This window comes from Mycobacterium sp. IDR2000157661 (assembly GCF_022317005.1).
Classification (GTDB): domain Bacteria; phylum Actinomycetota; class Actinomycetes; order Mycobacteriales; family Mycobacteriaceae; genus Mycobacterium.
Genome location: NZ_CP081006.1, coordinates 4,714,941 through 4,734,034, shown reverse-complemented (window position 1 = coordinate 4,734,034; position 19,094 = coordinate 4,714,941). Strand labels below are relative to the sequence as shown.

17 protein-coding genes are annotated in these 19,094 nt (G+C 70.8%); 10 read left to right on the top strand and 7 right to left on the bottom strand.

Going from position 1 to position 19,094, the window contains the following annotated elements; genetic code table 11:
* The first annotated feature begins 5 nt into the window (after window positions 1-5).
* The 3 genes from K3G64_RS24275 to K3G64_RS24265 are packed head-to-tail and all read left to right on the top strand — an operon-like array spanning window position 6 to window position 3,465.
* The gene (locus K3G64_RS24275) at window positions 6-1,226 is read left to right on the top strand and encodes a CoA transferase (RefSeq protein ID WP_238888041.1); all 1,221 of its coding nucleotides are present in this window, start codon (window positions 6-8) and stop codon (window positions 1,224-1,226) included.
* Window positions 1,223-2,026, top strand: a complete 804-nt coding sequence (locus K3G64_RS24270) for an acyl-CoA thioesterase (RefSeq protein ID WP_238888039.1) — start codon at window positions 1,223-1,225, stop codon at window positions 2,024-2,026. The genes K3G64_RS24275 and K3G64_RS24270 overlap by 4 nt, the downstream gene beginning before the upstream one ends.
* 26 nt (window positions 2,027-2,052) lie before the next feature.
* Window positions 2,053-3,465 (top strand): protoporphyrinogen/coproporphyrinogen oxidase, encoded by a 1,413-nt coding sequence (locus K3G64_RS24265; protein WP_238888037.1) that lies wholly within the window; start codon window positions 2,053-2,055, stop codon window positions 3,463-3,465.
* Here the strand turns inward: K3G64_RS24265 and K3G64_RS24260 are convergent.
* Both K3G64_RS24260 and K3G64_RS24255 read right to left on the bottom strand, forming a co-directional pair.
* The gene (locus tag K3G64_RS24260; RefSeq protein WP_238888036.1) at window positions 3,415-4,809 is read right to left on the bottom strand and encodes a hypothetical protein; all 1,395 of its coding nucleotides are present in this window, start codon (window positions 4,807-4,809) and stop codon (window positions 3,415-3,417) included. The two genes, K3G64_RS24265 and K3G64_RS24260, sit on opposite strands and share 51 nt — an antisense overlap.
* Window positions 4,806-5,696: an NAD-dependent epimerase/dehydratase family protein gene (locus K3G64_RS24255; protein WP_238888034.1), complete on the bottom strand. Its 891-nt coding sequence runs from the start codon at window positions 5,694-5,696 to the stop codon at window positions 4,806-4,808. The genes K3G64_RS24260 and K3G64_RS24255 overlap by 4 nt, the downstream gene beginning before the upstream one ends.
* A gap of 60 nt (window positions 5,697-5,756) precedes the next feature.
* Here K3G64_RS24255 and K3G64_RS24250 point away from each other — a divergent pair, with 60 nt between their 5' ends.
* Window positions 5,757-7,379 carry a lysylphosphatidylglycerol synthase domain-containing protein gene (locus K3G64_RS24250; RefSeq protein WP_238888033.1) on the top strand — a complete coding sequence of 541 codons (1,623 nt, stop codon included), beginning with the start codon at window positions 5,757-5,759 and terminating at the stop codon, window positions 7,377-7,379.
* A 2-nt stretch (window positions 7,380-7,381) separates the two neighbouring features.
* Here the strand turns inward: K3G64_RS24250 and K3G64_RS24245 are convergent, their stop codons facing one another.
* From K3G64_RS24245 to K3G64_RS24235, 3 genes are read right to left on the bottom strand one after another with little or no spacing between them, the layout of a single operon-like run.
* Window positions 7,382-8,416, bottom strand: coding sequence for an ABC transporter ATP-binding protein (locus K3G64_RS24245; protein WP_238888031.1), 1,035 nt, complete (start codon window positions 8,414-8,416; stop codon window positions 7,382-7,384).
* A complete protein-coding gene (locus tag K3G64_RS24240) occupies window positions 8,413-9,984 on the bottom strand; it encodes an ABC transporter permease (RefSeq protein WP_238888029.1) in 1,572 nt (523 codons plus the stop codon). The genes K3G64_RS24245 and K3G64_RS24240 overlap by 4 nt, the downstream gene beginning before the upstream one ends.
* On the bottom strand, window positions 9,985-11,007 hold the full coding sequence (locus K3G64_RS24235) for an iron ABC transporter substrate-binding protein (protein ID WP_238888027.1): 1,023 nt from the start codon (window positions 11,005-11,007) through the stop codon (window positions 9,985-9,987).
* 217 nt (window positions 11,008-11,224) lie between these two features.
* Between K3G64_RS24235 and K3G64_RS24230 the strand changes: the two genes are divergently transcribed.
* The 6 genes from K3G64_RS24230 (at window position 11,225) to K3G64_RS24205 (ending at window position 17,487) form a co-directional block, all read left to right on the top strand.
* Window positions 11,225-11,593, top strand: a complete 369-nt coding sequence (locus K3G64_RS24230) for a YraN family protein (RefSeq protein ID WP_238888026.1) — start codon at window positions 11,225-11,227, stop codon at window positions 11,591-11,593.
* Complete coding sequence (locus K3G64_RS24225; RefSeq protein ID WP_238888025.1) at window positions 11,594-13,102, top strand: YifB family Mg chelatase-like AAA ATPase; 1,509 nt, start codon at window positions 11,594-11,596, stop codon at window positions 13,100-13,102.
* Window positions 13,102-14,238, top strand: coding sequence for a DNA-processing protein DprA (dprA, locus tag K3G64_RS24220; protein ID WP_238950974.1), 1,137 nt, complete (start codon window positions 13,102-13,104; stop codon window positions 14,236-14,238). The genes K3G64_RS24225 and dprA overlap by 1 nt, the downstream gene beginning before the upstream one ends.
* Before the next feature lie 273 nt (window positions 14,239-14,511).
* Window positions 14,512-15,366 carry a siderophore-interacting protein gene (locus K3G64_RS24215; RefSeq protein ID WP_238888023.1) on the top strand — a complete coding sequence of 285 codons (855 nt, stop codon included), beginning with the start codon at window positions 14,512-14,514 and terminating at the stop codon, window positions 15,364-15,366.
* Between the two features lie 25 nt (window positions 15,367-15,391).
* A complete protein-coding gene (locus tag K3G64_RS24210; RefSeq protein WP_238888021.1) occupies window positions 15,392-16,552 on the top strand; it encodes a lactate 2-monooxygenase in 1,161 nt (386 codons plus the stop codon).
* Window positions 16,553-16,584: 32 nt separating this feature from the next.
* Window positions 16,585-17,487, top strand: a complete 903-nt coding sequence (locus tag K3G64_RS24205) for a tyrosine recombinase XerC (RefSeq protein ID WP_238888019.1) — start codon at window positions 16,585-16,587, stop codon at window positions 17,485-17,487.
* Here the strand turns inward: K3G64_RS24205 and K3G64_RS24200 are convergent, their stop codons facing one another.
* On the bottom strand, window positions 17,488-18,453 hold the full coding sequence (locus tag K3G64_RS24200; protein WP_238888018.1) for a TIGR03621 family F420-dependent LLM class oxidoreductase: 966 nt from the start codon (window positions 18,451-18,453) through the stop codon (window positions 17,488-17,490). It lies immediately after the preceding gene.
* 93 nt (window positions 18,454-18,546) lie between these two features.
* A complete protein-coding gene (locus tag K3G64_RS24195) occupies window positions 18,547-19,035 on the bottom strand; it encodes a M23 family metallopeptidase (RefSeq protein ID WP_238888016.1) in 489 nt (162 codons plus the stop codon).
* Window positions 19,036-19,094 lie beyond the last annotated feature (59 nt).

The following is a 19,094-nucleotide window of genomic DNA, read 5'->3' as shown; positions in this document are numbered from 1 at the left end:
TCGCGATGACCGGCACACCCGACCCCGCCCGGCCGCTGGCCGGCGTGCGCATCGTCGAGATCTCCAGCTTCGTCGCCGTCCCGCTGGCCGGGATGACGCTGTGCCAACTCGGCGCCGAAGTGACCCGGATCGATCCCGTCGGCGGCGCGGCCGACTACCGCCGCTGGCCGCTGACCGGTGACGGCGAGAGCATCTACTGGGCGGGGCTGAACAAGGGTAAACGCTCGGTGGCGGCCGACATGCGCAGCCGTGAAGGCCAGGACGTCATTCAGCGGCTGATCGCCAACAGCGGCATCTTCATGACGAATGTGGCTGGACGCGAGTGGCATTCGTACGACACGTTGGCACGGCTGCGGCCCGACCTGATCCACGTGGAGGTGTCCGGACGCGCGGACGGCGGCACCGGTGTGGACTACACCGTCAACGCAGGCATCGGGTTCCCGATGGTGACCGGTCCGTCGGAGCTGGCCGCCCCGGTCAACCATGTGTTGCCGGCGTGGGATGTCACGTGCGGCATCTACGCGGCGCTGGCCGTGCTGAGCGCGCTGCGCCACCGCGACGCCACGGGAGACGGGCAGTGCGTCAGCATCCCGCTGGAGAACGTCGCGTTGGCGACGGCGGGCAACCTGAGCTTCCTCACCGAGGCAATGGTCAACGGGACCACGCGCGAGCGGATCGGCAACTCGGTGTACGGGCAGTACGGCCAGGACTTCACCAGCAGCGACGGCGTGGCGTTCATGGTCGTCGCGCTGACCGGCAGGCACTTCCGCGACCTGTCCGAACTGACCGGCACCACGGAAGCCGTTGCTGCACTTGCCGATACGCTGGGCGCGGATTTCACCGACGAGGGCCAGCGCTTCGCTCACCGCGATGCCCTGTCGGGCTTGTTCAACGAGTGGTTCACCACCCATAGCGCCGAGGAGGTGACCGCCGCGCTGTCGGCCACCTCGGTGTTGTGGGAGCGCTACCGCACCTTCGCCGAAGTCGCCGAGCAGGACAAGGTGACCGCGAACCCATTGTTCACGCCGCTGGAGCAACCGCGGATCGGTACGTATCTGGCGCCCGGACTGCCGGTGTCGGTCGGCGGTAACTATCCGCCCGCCGTCGCGTCGCCCGCGCTGGGCGACGACACCACCGGCGTGCTGAGCGAGTGGCTCGGCTTGACCGCCGACGAAGTCGCGCGCCTCGTCGAAACGGGGGCCGTGGCGACGGGTGACGCGCCGTGAGAACACTGCTCGGGCTACTCGAACTGCGTGTCGGTGAGCGCACCGACAGCTGGGTCGGACCGGCCAGCGGGCCGAGCGGAAAGCGTTCCTACGGCGGGCAGTTCGTCGCCCAGAGTCTCGCAGCGGCATGGCGCAGCGTCGACGCCGGCCGGTGGCCGACCAACATGCACTTGCAGTTCTTGCGCGGGGGAGAGGCCGGTGACGACGTCGAGTACGACGTCGCGCGGGTGTTCGACGGCCGCACCGCGTCGTCCCGACGCGTCGACTCCCGCCAACAGGACCGGCTGCTCACCACGGCCACGGTCTCGTTCGCCGTACCGATGCCCGGCCCCGAACACGGTCGACGCCCCCCGGTGACGCTCGACCCGGAGTCGTTGCCGCGCACCGGCCCTGCAGGTCCGGCACCGTCGATGCCGCTCGACGAACTCGACATTCGTATCGCCGACGAGGGCTCGGGGGAGGGGTTCGTGCGCCGGTTGTGGTGGCGCGCCGCGGTGCGGCTGCCCGATGATCCGAAGCTGCACACGCTGATCGCGGTCTATGTCAGCGACGTGTACATGATCGACCCCGCGTTGCAGGTGCACGGGCATTCGATGCGGGCGCGCACGCATCGCAGCGGGACCACCGATTCGGCGATGTGGTTCCATCGACCCGTTCGCGCCGACCGGTGGAACCTGCTCGAGACGACGTCGCCCGCCGCCGCACAGGGCAGGGGCGTGGTCACCGGCAGCCTGATCCGCGCCGACGGTGTCGTGGCCGCCACCATGGCACAGGAAGGCCTCATCGCCGAGCGGGACTGACAGCCGTCCGCCGTATGGTCTACCCCGTGACGACTTCGGCTGACCTCATCGTGCTCGGTGCCGGACCCGCGGGACTCATGGCCGCGTGGCGCGCCGCCAGGGCCGGACGCTCGGTCATCGTGCTCGAACGCGCCGACGTCGTGGGCGGAATGGCCGCCAGTTTCCCGGTGGCCGGGGTGCGCGTCGACCACGGCAGCCATCGACTGCACCCGAGTACGGCACCGGAGATCATGGCGGACCTGTGCGGCCTGCTCGGCGACGATCTGCAGACTCGACCCAGGCACGGCCGGTTGCGGGTGGACGACAGGTGGGTCGGGTTCCCGCTGCGACCCAAGGACCTGGCGCGCGCACTACCGGCGTCGACCATCGCACGGATCGGCGCCGAGGCGATCACCGCCCCGCTGCGTCGCCGAAAGACGGTGGCCAGTTACGCCGACGCGTTGCGCCGCGGGCTCGGGCCGACGCTCTACGACCGGTTGTACGGGCCCTACGCCGTGAAACTGTGGGGCATTCCGGGTGAGCGGATCGACCCCGAGCAGGCGCGGGTCCGAGTACGCGCCGACACCCCGACGAAGATCGCCGCAAGGATGGTGCGGGGTTCGACGGGCGGATCGGGACGCACGTTCCACTATCCGCGCCGCGGCTTCGGCCAGATCGTCGAATCCGTAGCCGAGGCCGCCGTTTCGGCCGGGGCGCAGCTGCAGACGGGCGCCGAGGTGACCGCGATCCGTCCGGAGAGCGACCACGTGCAGGTGAGCACCGCCGACGGCGATGTGCTGAGCGCAGGGCACCTGTTCACCACGGCGCCCCTGCCCCGGCTCGCCGCCCTCGTGGTCCCCAACGCCCCCGCTCGCGCCGTCGCCGACGCGGCGGGTCTGACCTTCCGCGCGATGGTGCTGGTGTATCTGGTGCACTCGGCCCGGTCCCGGTGGACCGAGTTCGACGCCACCTACCTGCCGGACGCCGACACTCCGATCAGCCGAATCTCCGAACCGGCCAATTACCGTGTGTCGAAAGAAGATCCGAGCGACCGTACGGTGCTGTGCTGCGAGATCCCTTGCGCTGCAGACTCCGCCGATCCGGTGTGGTCGGCCACTTCACAGCAGCTCGCTGACCTCGCCCGCGACACCCTGGCCCGGCTCGGGCTGCCGCCGCTGCGCCTCGACGGACCGGACGCCGTCCAGGTGCGTCGGATCCGGCACGTCTACCCCGTATACGAGCACGGCTACGCCGAACGCCTACGCGGACTGGACGAATGGGCGTCTGCATTGCCGTCGGTGACGACGTTCGGGCGGCTGGGGCTGTTCGCCCACGACAACACCCACCATGCGTTCGCCATGGCGTACGCCGCCGTCGACGCGCTCGGCGCCGGCGGCTGGGACGCCGGCCTATGGTCGGCCGCTCGCGACCGGTTCCGCGACCACGTCGTCGAGGACTGACCCCGCGCGGCGAACGGTGTAGTACCCCGCGATGAGCAGGAGCAGCGTCAGCCCGGCCCAGACGACGTTGCTGGTGGTCGTACCGTAGTAGGCCAGCCACGGATGCAGGAAGTGGTACACCGGCGCATCGGCCTGCTGGAAGCCGTTGACCCAGTGCACTTCTGCGGTGTAGCCGTCGACCAGCAGGCAGCCGTAGGTGAACACCCCGGCCGCCCCCAGCGCCGCAGCCAGCGTGCGTACGATCCGTCCGGCGCGGGCCAGCCAGCACAAGATGATCAGCAACGCCAACGGCAGCACCACCACGACCTGACGTCCGGGCCACCAGTAGCCGTGCATGGTGAGCGCCGGGTAGGTGGCCACCAGCCAACCGGCGGCCAACGGCAGGGCCAGCGCCGCGCGGCCCAGCGGCGCGCTCAGCCGAGCTGCCGCCAGCGCGCCCAGTGCGGGGACCAGCAGGAGCCACGCCGGTTGCCACGGCACCAGCCCGAAGGTGCGATCCACCAGCAGGTCGACCAGGCGCCACGACCGGAAGAAGAAGTCCGGGTCGGCTCCCATCACCCCGAGCTGGCCGCTCTGCGTGAAGTGGTCGCCGCTGGCGTAGACGGTGAGCCCACCCCACAGCACGACGTGGATCAGCGCGTAGACCGCAGCGCCGAGTGCGAGCACGCCGGCGAGCCATACCGCAGCCCGCCGCGCATGGACCAGGCCGACGATCGCGAGTGCGCCCGCGACGGGGACGTACTTGATCGACAGCCACGGCAACGCGAGCACGGCACAGGCCACCACCGCCAGCGACGTCCGGGACCGGGGACCCGTCACCGCCGCGACACCGGCCAGACACGCCAGCGCTGCCGGCAGTTCCGGGTAGATCTGCTGGCCGTAGACGGCGAGGGGGGCCGACGCGGCGGCGACGGCGGTACCGGACGCGGCGAGGGTGGGCGGTATCGCGAACCGCCGCACCGCGACCCACAGCGTGAGCGCGGCCAGAGCGCCGGCCAGCAGGCTCATCGTCAGCTTCGCCCCGCACCAGCCGGCGATGCCGACCGGTGCGGCGAGCAGCATCGGCAGCAGCGGATCGTGCGGGCTGATCTGCTGACCGCCGGGCTGAACCACCGTCTCGGCCGGTGGCTCAACCGGCGTGTAGTCCCGCCAGCTCTGCTGGGCGATCTGGTTGCCGATGTCCAGGTCGCCGTCTTCCCACAACGATTGGGCGGTCATCAGGTACTGCGGCTCGTCGACCGCGACGGGCTCGTTTGGCGTGGCGGGGACCGCGATGCCCGACGCCGCCGCGACGAAAGCCAGCACCGCAACCCCGGCCATGGCCCACCGCAGCCACGCGGTCATGCGCCGACGAGGGTGGCCTCGACTTGGCGGGCCACCAGCTCATCGAGGTCGGTGTGCGGCACCCACCCAAGCAGCTCGCGCAACCGCGTGGTGTCGGCGAGTGTGTGCTCGACCTCGGCCGGGTGGCCGGACTCGATGACGAAGTGCGGCGCAACGCCGAGGGTGCGGCACACGGCGGTCGCGATCACCTCGATGGTGTGCCCCACACCGGTGCCGATGTTGACCAGCCCGCGCGCCCCCGCGGCGCCGAGACCCGCCAGCGCGCGCGCCGCGTCGCGCACATCGGTGATGTCGCGGCTGCGGCGCGGGCTGCCGTAGAGCGGCAGCGGCCGCCCCGCCCGCACCGCCGCGATCCACCGCGACACCGCCATGCCGGGACGCTGGCCTTCGCCGGCCACGGTGAACGGGCGGGCGGTGCACACCAGCCCCCCGGCCTGCAGCCTCTCCTCGCACAGCCGCTCGGCCGCGCGCTTGCTGCGGGCGTAGCCGCCGCGCGGGTCGAGCACGTCGCTCTCCAGGCAGCCGCGGCCGGCGACCGTGCCGCCGTACACCGACGACGACGACGTCACCACCAGCGGGACGTCGGGCGGGACCGCGCTCAGGACGGCCGCGGTGGCCACGACGTTGTCGCGATGGCGCCGCTCGTCGGCGTCCGGGCGCGGATCGCGCACATCGGGGCAGCCGGCCAGGTGATACACGACTTGCGCCTCCGTCAGGGCCGCCCGCACCTGCGGCGACTCGTCGAGCAGGTCGGCGGTGATCGCGGTGACGCCGTCGGACGGGGCCACCGGTTCGCGGTCGATCGAGATCACCGGTCCGCGTTCGGCCAGGTCCGACACCAGCACCCGCCCGATGAACCCGGCGCCCCCGGTGACCACTGCGACCACGTGTGCTCCTCTGCCATCCGAAGGCGTTCGTAAGGTTAGGCTTGGCGCAAATCTAACCAGATGGAGGCTGGGTTGGGACGGCGCGTGCGTACCGTGGCCGGACTGGTCGTCCTCGCGGTGGCCGTCTGGTATCTCGCCGCCGTGCTCGACGGTGAGGCGGTCGACGCCCTCGGCCGGGTGGTGCGGTCGCTGATCGAGACGCCACTGGGGTTGACCATCGCGCTCGGTTGCTACGCAACGGCGTTCGTGCTGCGGACGCTGGCGTGGCGGGCCGCGCTTCCCAGGCTGAGCATCGGACAGGGGTGGGCGGCCCTGCACGTGAGCCTGCTCGGCAACCACGTCCTGCCCATGCGGCTCGGTGAGGTACTGCGCGTCACCAGCGTGCTGCGGCGCACCGACCTGCCCGCCCGGCCGGTGGTGGCGTCCGCGGTGACGCTGCGCGCCGCCGACCTGCTCGCCGTGGCCGGACTGGCCGTGGTCGCCGTGCCGGGTCTGCTACCGCGTCTGGTCGGGCCGTGGTGGTGGGTCTTCGCCGGGCTCGCGGCCGCCGTGGTGGTGACGGGTCTGGTCTGGTCGAAGCGGCTGGCCGCCGGCGGATCGCAGGTGCGGTTGCCGCCCCTGCCGGCATGTGCGGCCGTGGTGGCGGCATGGCTTCTCGAGTCAGTGGTGGTCTACGAAATCGCCCGGGCGGCAGGGCATCCGCTGACCTTCGCGGAGGCCATCGCGGTGACGGCGGTGACGATCGTGGCCCAGGCGGTCGCGGTGACCCCGGGCGGTTTCGGCACGTACGAGGCCGCCGCCACGGCGGCGATGGTGGCCGTCGGCGTGCCTGCGGCGCCGGCGTTCGCGATCGCGCTGACCACACACGCTGTCAAGACGGTCTACTCGCTGGTGGTCGGCGGCGTCGCGCTCGCCGTTCCGGCCCCCTCGTACTTCGGCCGGTGGCGCCTGCCGCGCGCGCTGCCCCCCGCGCCACCGCCCCTGCCCGTCGCCGCGGACGCACCCGTGGTCGCGATCCTGCCGATGCATAACGAGGAGGCCACCGTCGCGGGGGTGGTGGCGGGATTGTGCGCCCAGGACCTGGGTCGTCCGCTGGTGGTGCTCGCGATCGACGACGGCTCGACCGACTCGTCGGCCGCGGAGGCCGAAGCCGCGGGCGCGATCGTGGTGGCACAGCCGAGGAACCTCGGACTGGGGGCCGCCGTGCGCCGCGGCCTCGCTGAGGCGATGACGCATGGCCCCGCCGCGGTGCTGTACTTGGACGCCGACGGTGAGTACGCGCCGGCCGACGCGGCGCGCATGCTGGCCCCGATCCTCGCCGGAGACGCCGACTACGTCGTCGGCTCGCGGTTCGCGGGCCGGATCGGACGCATGCTGCCGCACCGCCGGTTCGGCAACCGCGTCCTGACCCGCTGGGTGCGCTGGCTGACCCGCCGCCGCGACATCACCGACGGGCAGAGTGGCTACCGCGCCTTCAGTCCGTCGGCCGCGAACGCCGCCGAGATCGTGCACGACTACAACTACGCACAGGTCCTAACGCTTGACCTGCTCGCCAAGGGGTTTCGCTACACCGAGGTGCCGATCCGCTACTCGTTCCGCGACACCGGCAGGTCGTTCGTCCGGCTGGGGCGCTATCTGCGGCGCGTCGTTCCCGCCGTCCACCGGGAGCTGAACTCGGCGTGACGTCAGGGCAGCGCGACGCCGCTGCCGTTGACCCGCAGGCGCACCTTGGCGTCGACCGGCGGCGGTTGCAGACTGTGCTGGCGCACCACGATGGGGGCGCCGGCGCCTGCGGTGTCGATGGTCAGCAGCACATCGTGGCCGAGAAATTCGACGGCCAGCACGGTGCCGACGCCGTCCAGTTGCTCGTTATCCGAAACCACCGTGGCCACAAGCTGTTCGGGACGCAGGATGAGGGTGGCCGGTCCGTCGGCGCCCTGCACCGGAACCCGGCCGAGCGCCGAGTCGGCGACTCCGGCGGAGACGGTGCACGGCAACGCGATGCAGTCGCCGAGGAATTCGGCGGTGAAGCGGTCGCGCGGGTGCCGGTAGACCTGCTGAGGAGACCCGACCTGGGTGAAGCGCCCGTCACGCATGACCGCCACCTGGTCCGCGATCGACAACGCCTCCTCCTGGTCGTGGGTGACGACCAGCGACGTCACCCCCGCATCACTGAGCAGCTTCGCCACCGCCTTGCGGGTGGCGGCTCGCAGGCCTGCGTCCAGGGCGCTGAACGGTTCGTCCAGCAGCATCAGCACCGGCTGGCGGGCGAGCGCCCGCGCCAGCGCGACGCGCTGCTGCTGGCCGCCCGAGAGCTCATGCGGCCGGCGCGCTGCGAAAGACGGGTCGAGCGATACGGTTTCGAGGAGTTCGTCGACCCTCTTCGACTTCGATCCGCCGCGGATTCCGTAGGCGATGTTCTGCCCGACCGTCAGGTGCGGGAACAGGGCGCCGTCCTGGGCGACATACCCGACGCTCCTGCGGTGCGGCGGCACCGCCTTCCCGGCACCGGAGACCTCGCGAGCGTCGATCGTCACCGTCCCGGCATCGGGGGCCTCGAAGCCGGCCACCACTCGCAGCAGCGTGGTCTTGCCGCACCCCGACGCGCCGACGACGGCGGTGGTGGCGCCCTTCTCGACCTGCAGGTCGATGTCGTCCAGCACGACGTTGCCATCGAACGACTTGGCCAGGCCCCGGATCTCCAGCACTGGCGCGTTCACAGCGCAGCCGCCTTCGTCGACTGCCGGAAAAGCACCACGGTCAGGGGAATCGCCAGCAGTACCAGCACAAGCGCGTACGGTGCGGCGGCGGCGTAGTCCAATTCGCTGCTGTACGACCAGAACATCATGGACAGGGTCCGCGTGCCGGTCGGCGCGAGTAGCAGGGTAGCCGTCAATTCCGTTGACACCGCGACGAATACGAGCGCCGCACTCGCCGCGGCCGCGGGGGCGGTGAGGCGCAGCGTCACGCGCAGGAAGGTCGCCGTCGGTGAACTGCCCAGCGATCGCGAGGCCTCCTCCAGCCCCGGTGGCACCTGAGCCAGCCCGGCGCGGACGTTGATCAACGCACGCGGCATGAACAGCAGTACGTAGGCGAACACGATCAGGGCCACGCTCTGATACAGCGGCCGGACAGCGTGGATGGCCACGGTGACCAGCGCGAGTGCGGTGACGATGCCGGGCATCGAGCTGGTGATGTAGTTGGCGCCCTCCACCGCGCGGGCGAGGACGCCGCGGGACCGCACCGCCACCCAGGCGACGGGAAAGGCCAGTGCTGTCGTCGCGACCGCCGCCATCGACGCCAGGGCGACGGTCTGGCCGAGCGCGGCGCCGATGTCGTCGACCGACCACACCTCGGCGCCGCCGAGCCACAACCACCGCAGAATCGTCCACAGCGGAACGCCGAGGGCCAACGCGGCCAGCCCGGTCAGGATCACGACGGCCGGTATCGCATTGCGTCCCAACCGAAGCGGTGCAGAGGTTCGTGGGACACCCGCGCCGATCCTGGCGTACCGGACCGGACCGCGCGCCGCGGCCTCGGAGACCAGCAGCACCAGGCACAGCAGCACCAGCACGCCGGCCAGCATGCTTCCCGCAGCACCATCGAAGGTGACCTGAAACTGCTGGAAAATCGCGACTGTGAAGGTGGTGAACCGGATCATCGCGAAGGCTCCGTACTCGGCGAGCAGGTGCACGGCGATGAGCAGTCCGCCGCCCAGGATCGCCAGCCGCAATTGTGGCAGCACCACGCGCAAGAACACGCCGACGGAGTGCGACCCCAGCGCGCGTGCCGACTCCTCAACCGCCGGGTCCAGCCGGCGCAATGTCGCGGCGACGGGCAGGTACATGAACGGAAAGTAGGACAGGGTGGTGATCAGCACTCCGGCCCACAGCCCGTGCAGCGATGGAACCACACCGACCCACGCATAGCTGTTCACGAATGCCGGGACCGCCAGCGGCGCCACGAACAACGGCCGCCAGAAGGCCCGACCCGGGATGTCGGTGCGCTCCACCAGCCAGGCGACGCCGACGCCGATCACCACGCAGAGCGGCACCGTGATCACGACGAGGGCCACGGTGTTGGTCAGCAACTCACCGACGCGGGGTCGCACCACCAGTTCGTAGGCGCGGGTCCAGCCGACCGAGACGGCGCCCCAGGCCACATATCCGAGCGGAATGAACGTCGCCGCGACCAGAATCGCGACCGTGGTACCGACCAGCGGACCGGGGCGGGAACCCCGGCGCGACTGCGACGGTGGTGCGGCCGGAGGCGACTCGAGGGCGACCACCTACAGCAAGCCCGCCTGGGTCATCATCTCGTTCACCTTCTGCGCGTTCAGATTCGAGGGATCGACGTTGGGCGCCTGCAACGAGTCCAGTGGCGGCAGGGCGGGATTGGCCGACACCCCGCTGGCGACCGGGTACTCGAAGGAGGTGCCCTTCCGCAGCACTTCCTGCCCCGACCTGCTGGTGACGAACCGGATGAACTGCTGGGCCTGCGCGGGCTTGTCGCTGGAGGCCAGCACGCCGCCGCCGGAGACGCTGATGAACGCGCCCGGATCCTGGTTGCGGAAGTAGTGCAGCGCGGTGTTGCCGCTGATCTCCTTGGTCTCCGCCTGATCGCGGTACCAGTAGTAGTGGTAGATGATTCCGCCGTCCAACTCGCCGGAATCGACGGCTTCCAGTGTGGAGATGTTGTTGTCCTCCAGCACCGCGTTGGCCTTCATGCCCGCCAGCCATTCCGCCGTCGCGGCCTCGCCCCTGAGCTCCAGCAGGGCCGCGACGATGGCCTGGAAGTCGGGCCGCGCCGGCGGGGCGCCCCACCGCCCCTTCCATTCCGGGCGCTGCAGATCCAGCAGCGACTTCGGCAACTGGTCGGGCTGCAGTCTGTCGGTGTTGTAGACGAACACCGTCGTGCGCGCCGCGACACCGGTCCACTTCCCGGTAGGCGGTCGGTACTGCTGCGGAACCTGGTCAAGGGTGTCGGGTTCGAGATCGGAGAACAGGCCGGCCCGCTCCACGGCGGCCATCGCGGGCGAGTTCTCGGTCAGGAAGACGTCGGCCGGCGACGCGCCGCCCTCGGCCACCAACTGGTTGCCCATCTCGGTGTCGTTGCCGTGGCGGTACTCGACCTCGATACCCGTCTCGTTGGTGAACGCCTCGATCCACTCCTTGGTCAGCGACTCGTGCTGGGCGTTGTAAATCAACAGCTTGTCGTCGGCGGAGCCCGAACAGGCGGTGGCGCCTGCGAGGAGGGCGTGTGCGGACAGAACCGCGGCGATCCGGCGGGAAAGTCGCATCCGGGGTCGCATCGAGGTCCTTCCACGCCACGCGGCTGGCGGCTTAGCTGAGCGTTACCTAACGAAAGATACACTTCGCGCGCTGGCCACGGGTTTATGGGCGGCGTCGCCGGCCGCTTCGGCTGTTGTGGGGTTTCCGCGTCGCGCAACGTTGGGGATGAATCCGCGGTTGGGGATGGCGGGTCGTGTTGGCCGTCGTGATGTCGGCGCCGGGGCCCACGGTGTGGGCATGACTTCCTGGACACGAGCCGAGATCGGCGCATTAGGGGAACAACTCGCCGTCGAGCACCTCGAGGCGCTGGGGCTGCGGGTGCTGGAGCGCAACTGGCGGTGCCGGTACGGCGAGCTGGATGTGATCGCCACCGATCGGGCCGGGCGGATCGCGGTCTTCGTCGAGGTGAAGACGCGCACCAGCGATCGGTTCGGCGGAGTCGAGGAGGCGGTGTCGCCGCAGAAGGTGCGCCGCCTGCGTCGGCTCGCAGGCTTGTGGCTCGCCGGTCGCGACGACACCTGGTCGCAGGTTCGCATCGACGTCGTCGGTGTCCGCATCGGCAGGCAACGGACGCCGGAGATCCGTCACCTGCAGGGGGTGGGGTAGATGTCGTTGGGGCGGGCGTTCTCCGTGGCAGTGCGTGGCCTCGATGGGCAGACGGTGGAGATCGAGGCCGACATCTCCTCGGGTCTGCCGGGGGTACATCTGGTCGGGCTACCCGATACGGCCCTGCAGGAGTCACGCAACCGCGTCCGCGCAGCGATCACCAACTGTGGTAACTCCTGGCCCCAGACCCGGCTGACGCTGGCATTGTCACCGGCGACGCTGCCGAAGGTCGGTTCGGTGTACGACCTGGCGCTGGCGCTGGCCGTGGTGTCGGCAGAGAAGCAGCAGCAGTGGGAGCGGTTGGAGAAGACCGTCCTGCTCGGTGAATTGGCGCTGGATGGACGGGTCCGCCCCGTCAAGGGCGTGCTCCCCGCTGTGTTGGCGGCACGGCGCGACGGGTGGCCCGCGGTGGTGGTTCCGGTCGACAACCTCGCTGAGGCCAGCCTCGTCGAGGGGATCGACGTGTGGGGGGTGGGCTCGCTGACCCAGCTGCAGAAGTGGATCACGGGCAGGGGCGCGCTCGAGCCCAGGATTGCTTCACCACCGCCCCGTCCGGCGCCGGTTGCCGACCTCGCCGACGTCCTCGGCCAGGCCCATGCCCGCTACGGCGTCGAGGTCGCTGCCGCCGGTGGTCACCATCTCATGCTGACCGGGCCGCCGGGCATCGGCAAAACGATGCTTGCACAACGCCTTCCAGGATTGTTGCCGCCGTTGTCGGAGGACGAGGCCCTCGAGGTCACGGCGATCCACTCGGTGGCGGGCCTGCTCTCCGGCGATGCCCCGTTGATCACCCGGCCGCCGTTCGTCGCGCCGCATCACACGTCGAGCGTGGCCGCCATGGTCGGTGGCGGCACCGGGATGGCCCGGCCGGGGGCGGTGAGCCGGGCGCATCGCGGGGTGTTGTTCCTCGACGAGTGCGCCGAGATCGGCGTCAGTGTGCTCGAAGCGCTGCGAACGCCGCTCGAAGACGGCGAGATCCGTCTTGCCCGCCGCGACGGGGTAGCCCGGTACCCGGCCCGGTTCCAGCTGGTGCTGGCCGCCAATCCGTGCCCCTGCGCGCGTCCTGATCCCCGCGAGTGCGTCTGCAGCGGGCTGGACAAGCGACGCTACCTCGGCAAGCTGTCGGGTCCGCTGCTGGACCGGGTGGACCTGCGGGTGGAGATGCACTCATTGGGGGCGGGCGCGATCACCGCGCAGGACGGTGAGTGCACGGAGGTGGTCCGTCAACGGGTGGCCCACGCTCGCTTGGCGGCCGCCGACCGGTGGCGCCCATACGGCATTCGGACCAACGCCGAGGTGAGCGGATCGCTGTTGAGGCGGAAGTTCCGGCTCTCGCCGACGGCGATGGCGCCGTTGCACAACGCCCTGGACCGCAAGTCGCTCAGCGTGCGGGGCGCGGACCGCACGATCCGGGTCGCGTGGTCGCTGTGTGATCTCGAGGGACGCACGTCGCCGGTGCGGGAGGACGTCACCACGGCGTTGAGTTTTCGGCAGGGAGGGCCGTTGTGATAACCGACGAACTGAGACTGGCGTGGGCGTATCTGTCGAGGGTCGCCGAGCCCCCGAGCGCCGAACTGGCGGCGCTGGTGACGCTGGTGGGCGCGGTCGAGGCCGCCGACCGGGTGCGGCGTGGCCGTGCGGGAGACGCGGTGTGGTCCGATGTCGAAGCGCGTCGCGAAATCGACTGCGCCAAAGCCGACTTGGAGACGCTCGACCGGCTCGGCGGACGGTTGGTCTCTGCCGACGACGACGAGTGGCCGCTGCTGGCGTTCACCGCGTTCCGCGGTGTCGCCGACCGCGCGCGGGCCGATGCACCGATGGTGCTGTGGGCGGTCGGACCGGCCATGCTCGACGAGGTGGCGTCTCGAGCGGCCGCATTGGTCGGTACGAGGGCGGCGACGGCCTACGGAGAACACGTCGCGGGTGACCTGGCCGCCGGCCTGGTGCACCGTGATGTCGCGGTGGTGTCGGGCGGGGCGTACGGCGTCGATGGTGCGGCCCACCGCGCCGCCTTGGCCGGCGACGGCGTGACCGTCGCCGTACTCGCCGGTGGTATCGACGTTCCCTATCCGGCCGGACACACCGCGATGCTGCGTCGCATCGCCGAGCGGGGTCTCGTGCTCAGCGAGTATCCGCCGGGCGTGCGGCCCGCGCGGCATCGGTTCCTGACCCGTAATCGGCTGGTGGCCGCGCTGGCAGGTGCCACCGTGGTCGTCGAGGCCGGGGCGCGCAGCGGTGCGGCGAACACCGCAGCATGGGCGCGAGCGCTGGGCCGTCCGGTCTGTGCAGTGCCGGGCCCGGTGACCTCGTCGGCGTCGACCGGATGCCACGCTCTGCTCCGGGGCGGGGCGTATGTTGTGACACGGGCCGAAGAGGTCGTTGAACTCGTCGGCCGCGCAGGCGAATTCGCACCGGAAGAGGTGCGGCCGGCGTCACCGCTCGACGACCTCACCGACGAGGACAAGCGGGTGTACGACGCGCTGCCGCGCCGCGGCGGACGCACGGCCGAGCAGATCGCGGTGGCCTCCGGGCTGCCGGAGCGTCAGGTGCTCGGCCCGCTGGCCAATCTCGAACTGCTCGGGTTGGTCGTGTGCGCCGAAGGGCGATGGAAGCTGGCGCCAGGACCGCGGCAGCGCGTGAACTGATCCTACGGCCGAAGGCGTGAGCCAGCAGGACCCGACGGCCTGCGCCGTGCGCCCGAAGCCAGCTACAGCGCCCGGCGTGCATCTACTGCATTCGCGACTCCGACACCGCCGACCAGAGCAACCGTTGAGGACAATTCCGGAGTGCTGGCCACCGATTGGCGCCCCAAGGTCGCGGCCACGGTGCTGGCCGGGTAGGACTCCGGCGGGCGGTTCCCGCCCGTATCATCGTTAAGGTCGGCTAACAATCAGCCGGCAGGGAGTGGGAGGTAGAACGTGGCTGGGCGTCCGATACACACCTTCGAAGTGGTGCGTACCGAGCAACTGACACCGCACCTGATCAGGTTGGTGTTGGGCGGTGCGGGTTTCGACACGTTCACGCCCAACGAGTTCACCGACGCCTACGTGAAGGTGGTGATCGTCAAACCCGGCATCGACGTCGCCGCACTCCCGCAGCCGCTGACCCTCGACAGTTTCTCGCCGCTGCCAGCCGAGCAGCGACCGACGGTGCGCACCTACACGGTCCGCCAGGTCGACACCCGGCGCCGGGAGATCTGCATCGATTTCGTGGTCCACGGCGACCACGGGGTGGCCGGTCCCTGGGCGGCCGCGGCGACGCCGGGCCAACCCGCCTACCTGATGGGGCCCAGCGGTGCCTATGCGCCCGATCCCACGGCTGACTGGCACCTCATGGCCGGCGACGAAGCGGCCGTGCCCGCCATCAGTGCCGCGCTGGAAGCGTTGCCCGACAACGCGATCGGCCGGGTGTTCATCGAGGTCGCGGGTTCCGACGACGAGATCCCGCTGAAGAAGCCGGACGGTGTCGAGGTGCGCTGGATCTACCGCGGCGGGCGCGCCGACCTGGTACCCGAGGACCAGGCCGGTGACCACGCGCCCCTCATCGCCGCGGTGAAGGAGACGCCGTGGCTGCCGGGGCAGGTGCAGGTGTTCATCCACGGCGAGGCGCAGACCGTCATGCACAACCTGCGGCCCTACATCCGCAAGGAACGCGGGGTCGGGGCCAAGTGGGCGTCGTCGATCTCCGGCTACTGGCGGCGCGGCCGCACCGAGGAGACCTTCCGTGTGTGGAAGGCCGAACTGGTCAAGGTGGAGGAACAGGCGAACGCGTGAGGGTCGGCCTGGCACGCTGACGGTCATGACCTTCGGCAACTACCAGTTCGAGATCTACCTGCAGGGCCTGTCCGGCGTCGTGCCCACCATGGCGATGACGTTCGCCGACTGGGAGGCCAAGGCGGAGGCCGCGATGCCGCCGTCGGTGTACTCCTACCTCGCGGGCGGCGCAGGCGACGAGCGCACCCAGCGGCTGAACCGAACCGCCTTCGACAACTGGGGACTGATGCCGCGGATGTTCCGCGCCACGCGCGACCGCGACCTGTCGGTGAACCTGTTCGGTCTGACGTTGCCCTCGCCGGTGTTCATGGCGCCCATCGGTGTGATCGGCATCTGCGCGCAGGACGGCCACGGCGACCTGGCCGCCGCCCGTGCCGCGGCGCGCACCGGCGTGCCGATGGTCGTTTCCACGCTGACCGAGGATCCGCTGGAGGACGTCGCCGCCGAATTCGGTGACACCCCGGGGTTCTTCCAGCTGTACACCCCGACCGACCGGGAGCTGGCCGCCAGCCTGGTCAGCCGGGCGGAGGCCGCCGGATACAAGGGCATCGTCGTCACCCTGGACACCTGGGTACCGGGTTGGCGCCCGCGCGACCTGTCGACGTCGAACTTCCCGCAGTTGCGCGGCAAGTGTCTGGCCAACTACACCAGTGACCCGGTGTTCCGCGCCGCGCTCGAGCAGCCACCCGAGGAGAACCCGCAGGCCGCGGTGCTGCACTGGGTTGGCCTGTTCGGCAACCCTTTGACGTGGGAGGACCTACCGTGGTTGCGGTCGCTGACCGATCTGCCGCTCATCGTCAAGGGCATCTGCCACCCCGACGACGCCCGGCGCGCCAAGAACGGCGGCGTCGACGCCATCTACTGCTCCAACCACGGCGGCAGGCAGGCCAACGGCGGGCTCGCGGCCATCGACTGCCTGCCCGGTGTGGTCGAGGCGGCCGACGGGCTGCCTGTGCTGTTCGACTCCGGCATCCGCAGCGGCTCCGACATCGTCAAGGCGCTCGCGCTCGGGGCCACCGCGGTGGGGATCGGCCGCCCGTACGCATACGGGTTGGCGTTGGGCGGGGTGGACGGCCTGGTGCACGTGCTGCGCTCCCTGCTGGCCGAGGCCGACCTCACGATGGCCGTTGACGGGTATCCGACGCTGGCCGATCTCACTCCGGATACGCTGCGGCGCGTCATCTGAGCGACGCAGAAGCCGTCTGCGACGGTAGTGCGGTGGACGCACTGCTGGCGGAGTTCGACGAGTACCTCGCACTCGAACGCGGTCGCTCCGAGCACACTCGTCGTGCCTATCTCGGTGACCTGCGATCGCTGTTCGCGTTCGTGGCCACGCGTGGGAAAGACGCCGGGGTCAGCGAGCTGACCCTGCCGGTGCTGCGGTCGTGGCTGGCCGCGCAGGCCGCATCGGGCACGGCCCGTACGACGCTGGCGCGCCGAACCTCGGCGGTCAAGACGTTCACCGCGTGGGCGGCGCGGCGCGGCATCACGGCGAGCGACCCCGCGGCCCGGCTGCAGGTGCCGAAGGCCCGGCGCAACCTGCCGGCTGTGCTGCGCCAGGACCAGGCGCTTGACGCCATGGCCGCCGCGAAATCCGGTGCCCAGCAGGGTGATCCGCTTGCGCTGCGGGATCAGCTGATCGTCGAGTTGTTGTACGCCACCGGTATTCGCGTCAGCGAGCTGTGTGGGCTCGACGTCGACGACATCGACATGCCACGACGGTTGTTGCGGGTGACCGGCAAGGGCAACAAGCAACGCACTGTGCCGTTCGGCGAACCGGCGCAGGCGGCGCTGACGGCCTGGCTGTCGCAGGGGCGGCCGCAGTTGAGGACCGCGACGTCGGGTCCGGCCCTGCTGCTGGGCGTGCGCGGCCGTCGGCTCGACCCGCGCCAGGCGCGCACCGTCGTGCACCAGACCGTCGCGGCGGTCGACGGTGCCCCGGACATCGGTCCGCACGGGCTGCGGCACAGCGCCGCAACGCATCTGCTCGAGGGCGGGGCCGACCTGCGGGTGGTGCAGGAGCTGCTCGGCCATGCCACCCTGGCGACCACTCAGCTGTACACGCACGTGACGGTCGCGCGGCTGCGGGCCGTCCACGACCAGGCGCATCCGCGCGCGTAGCTAGCCCAACAGCGCAATGACTTCCGCGAGGTCCGGCATGGCCGAGGGTCGGCCGGGCAGTTCGTCGAACACCGTCCAGTAGCTGACGCCGAAGCGCTGCTGCCGCTGCATCAGTCGCTCGGCCATCTGCTCATGCGTGCCGATCAGGATGAACGGCGAGTCGAGGAGTTCGGCGGGGGAGACGCCGCCGATGGTCGCGGCGAGTTCGGCGGCAGCCCGCTTCGGATCGTCGGTGCGGACGACGGCCTGGATGAGGGCGTTGATCTCGATCTGCTCGAACCGGGCGCCGGCCGCATCGCGGACCACGGCGATGCGATTCTCGAGTCCCGCGGAGCCGAAGTGGCTGAGCCGCACCTGCGTGGCGTCGCGATTGTGGGTGAGGCCCGCCAGACCGACGATGTCGGCGAGGCGACCGGCCAGCTGGAGCACTCGGATCCCGTTGCCGCCGATGAGCATCGGCACATGCCCGGGCGGCGGCGCCAGGAGTTGGCCGGCGTCGGCGTGCACGCGGTAATGGCTGCCGTCGAAGTCGACGGCCGCACCGTCGAGCAGCGACCGGATCAGCTCGGCCGCCTCCTCGAGCCTCGACACTCGCACGCCTGAGCCGTCGAACGTCAGCCCGGCGGCGTCGTACTCGGACTTCATGTGCCCGGCGCCGATGCCGAGTTCGAAACGACCGCCCGAAACCAACGCCAGCCCGGCCGTCTCACGGGCCGTCTCGACGGGATGCCGGAAGTCGTTGTTGAGCACCAGGGTTCCCACGCGCAAGCGTTCGGTCGCCATCGCCGCGGCGGTCGCGCTGGTGAACGGCGGCGCCAGCGGCACCAGGTGGTCGGCGAACGTCAGCACGTCGAACCCCGCGGCCTCGACGTCGCGGGCGAACTGCCGAGTCTGCTCTCCGGTGCGCGGCGCGGCCGTCGTCAGACCGAAGCGCGGGCGGCGGGCCCGGTGCGCGGCGGTGGTCACGATGTCGACGGTATGCGCACGCTCGGTCGGCGGCGACCGTGCACGGATGCTGGAGAAGGCGCGGCGTGTCATGTGCAGACACGCACGCTCGCGCTAACTGTCGGTGGGTTTGAGGCGGATCGGGGTGCCGGCCAGCAGACCCAGCGGGTCGACGTAGTCGGCGTTCGCGGCGGGTCCCCACATCGCGCCCCAGTGCAGGCACGCCGGCACCGGACAGCCGGCGTGGCCGCTCTGCAGCACACCGATCGCCGCACCCGCGCCGACCCGCTGACCCGCGCGCACCGACGGGTCGACCGGTTCGTAGCTCGTCCGCAAGCCGCCGGGGTGTGCGATCGACACGACCGGCCTGCCCGCCAGCAGGCCGGCGAACATGACCGTACCGGGGCCCGCCGCATAGACCTGTCGACCCGCGCTTCCCGCCAGGTCGACGCCGCGGTGGCCGCGCTGCCACTTCGGCGACGGCGCGTCGAACGCACGCACAACGGCGGGTTCGGGCCGCAGCGGCCACTGAAGCCGGTCGGTTACGGCCGCCGCGGGCGCTGCGCAGACCAACGCGGCGACCACTGCCGCGACCCATCGCATACGTCCAGCTCAGCTCGCCGGGCATGGACGGCGCCACGGCCCGGCGCCGATCTGTGGAT

Coding starts and splice junctions, on each gene's coding strand:
- K3G64_RS24275 (WP_238888041.1), top strand. CDS start 6: ATGACCGGCACACCCGACCCCGCCCGGCCGCTGGCCGGCGTGCGCATC.
- K3G64_RS24260 (WP_238888036.1), bottom strand. CDS start 4,809: ATGACCGCGTGGCTGCGGTGGGCCATGGCCGGGGTTGCGGTGCTGGCT.
- K3G64_RS24250 (WP_238888033.1), top strand. CDS start 5,757: ATGGAGGCTGGGTTGGGACGGCGCGTGCGTACCGTGGCCGGACTGGTC.
- K3G64_RS24235 (WP_238888027.1), bottom strand. CDS start 11,007: ATGCGACCCCGGATGCGACTTTCCCGCCGGATCGCCGCGGTTCTGTCC.
- K3G64_RS24230 (WP_238888026.1), top strand. CDS start 11,225: ATGACTTCCTGGACACGAGCCGAGATCGGCGCATTAGGGGAACAACTC.
- K3G64_RS24225 (WP_238888025.1), top strand. CDS start 11,594: ATGTCGTTGGGGCGGGCGTTCTCCGTGGCAGTGCGTGGCCTCGATGGG.
- K3G64_RS24210 (WP_238888021.1), top strand. CDS start 15,392: ATGACCTTCGGCAACTACCAGTTCGAGATCTACCTGCAGGGCCTGTCC.
- K3G64_RS24195 (WP_238888016.1), bottom strand. CDS start 19,035: ATGCGATGGGTCGCGGCAGTGGTCGCCGCGTTGGTCTGCGCAGCGCCC.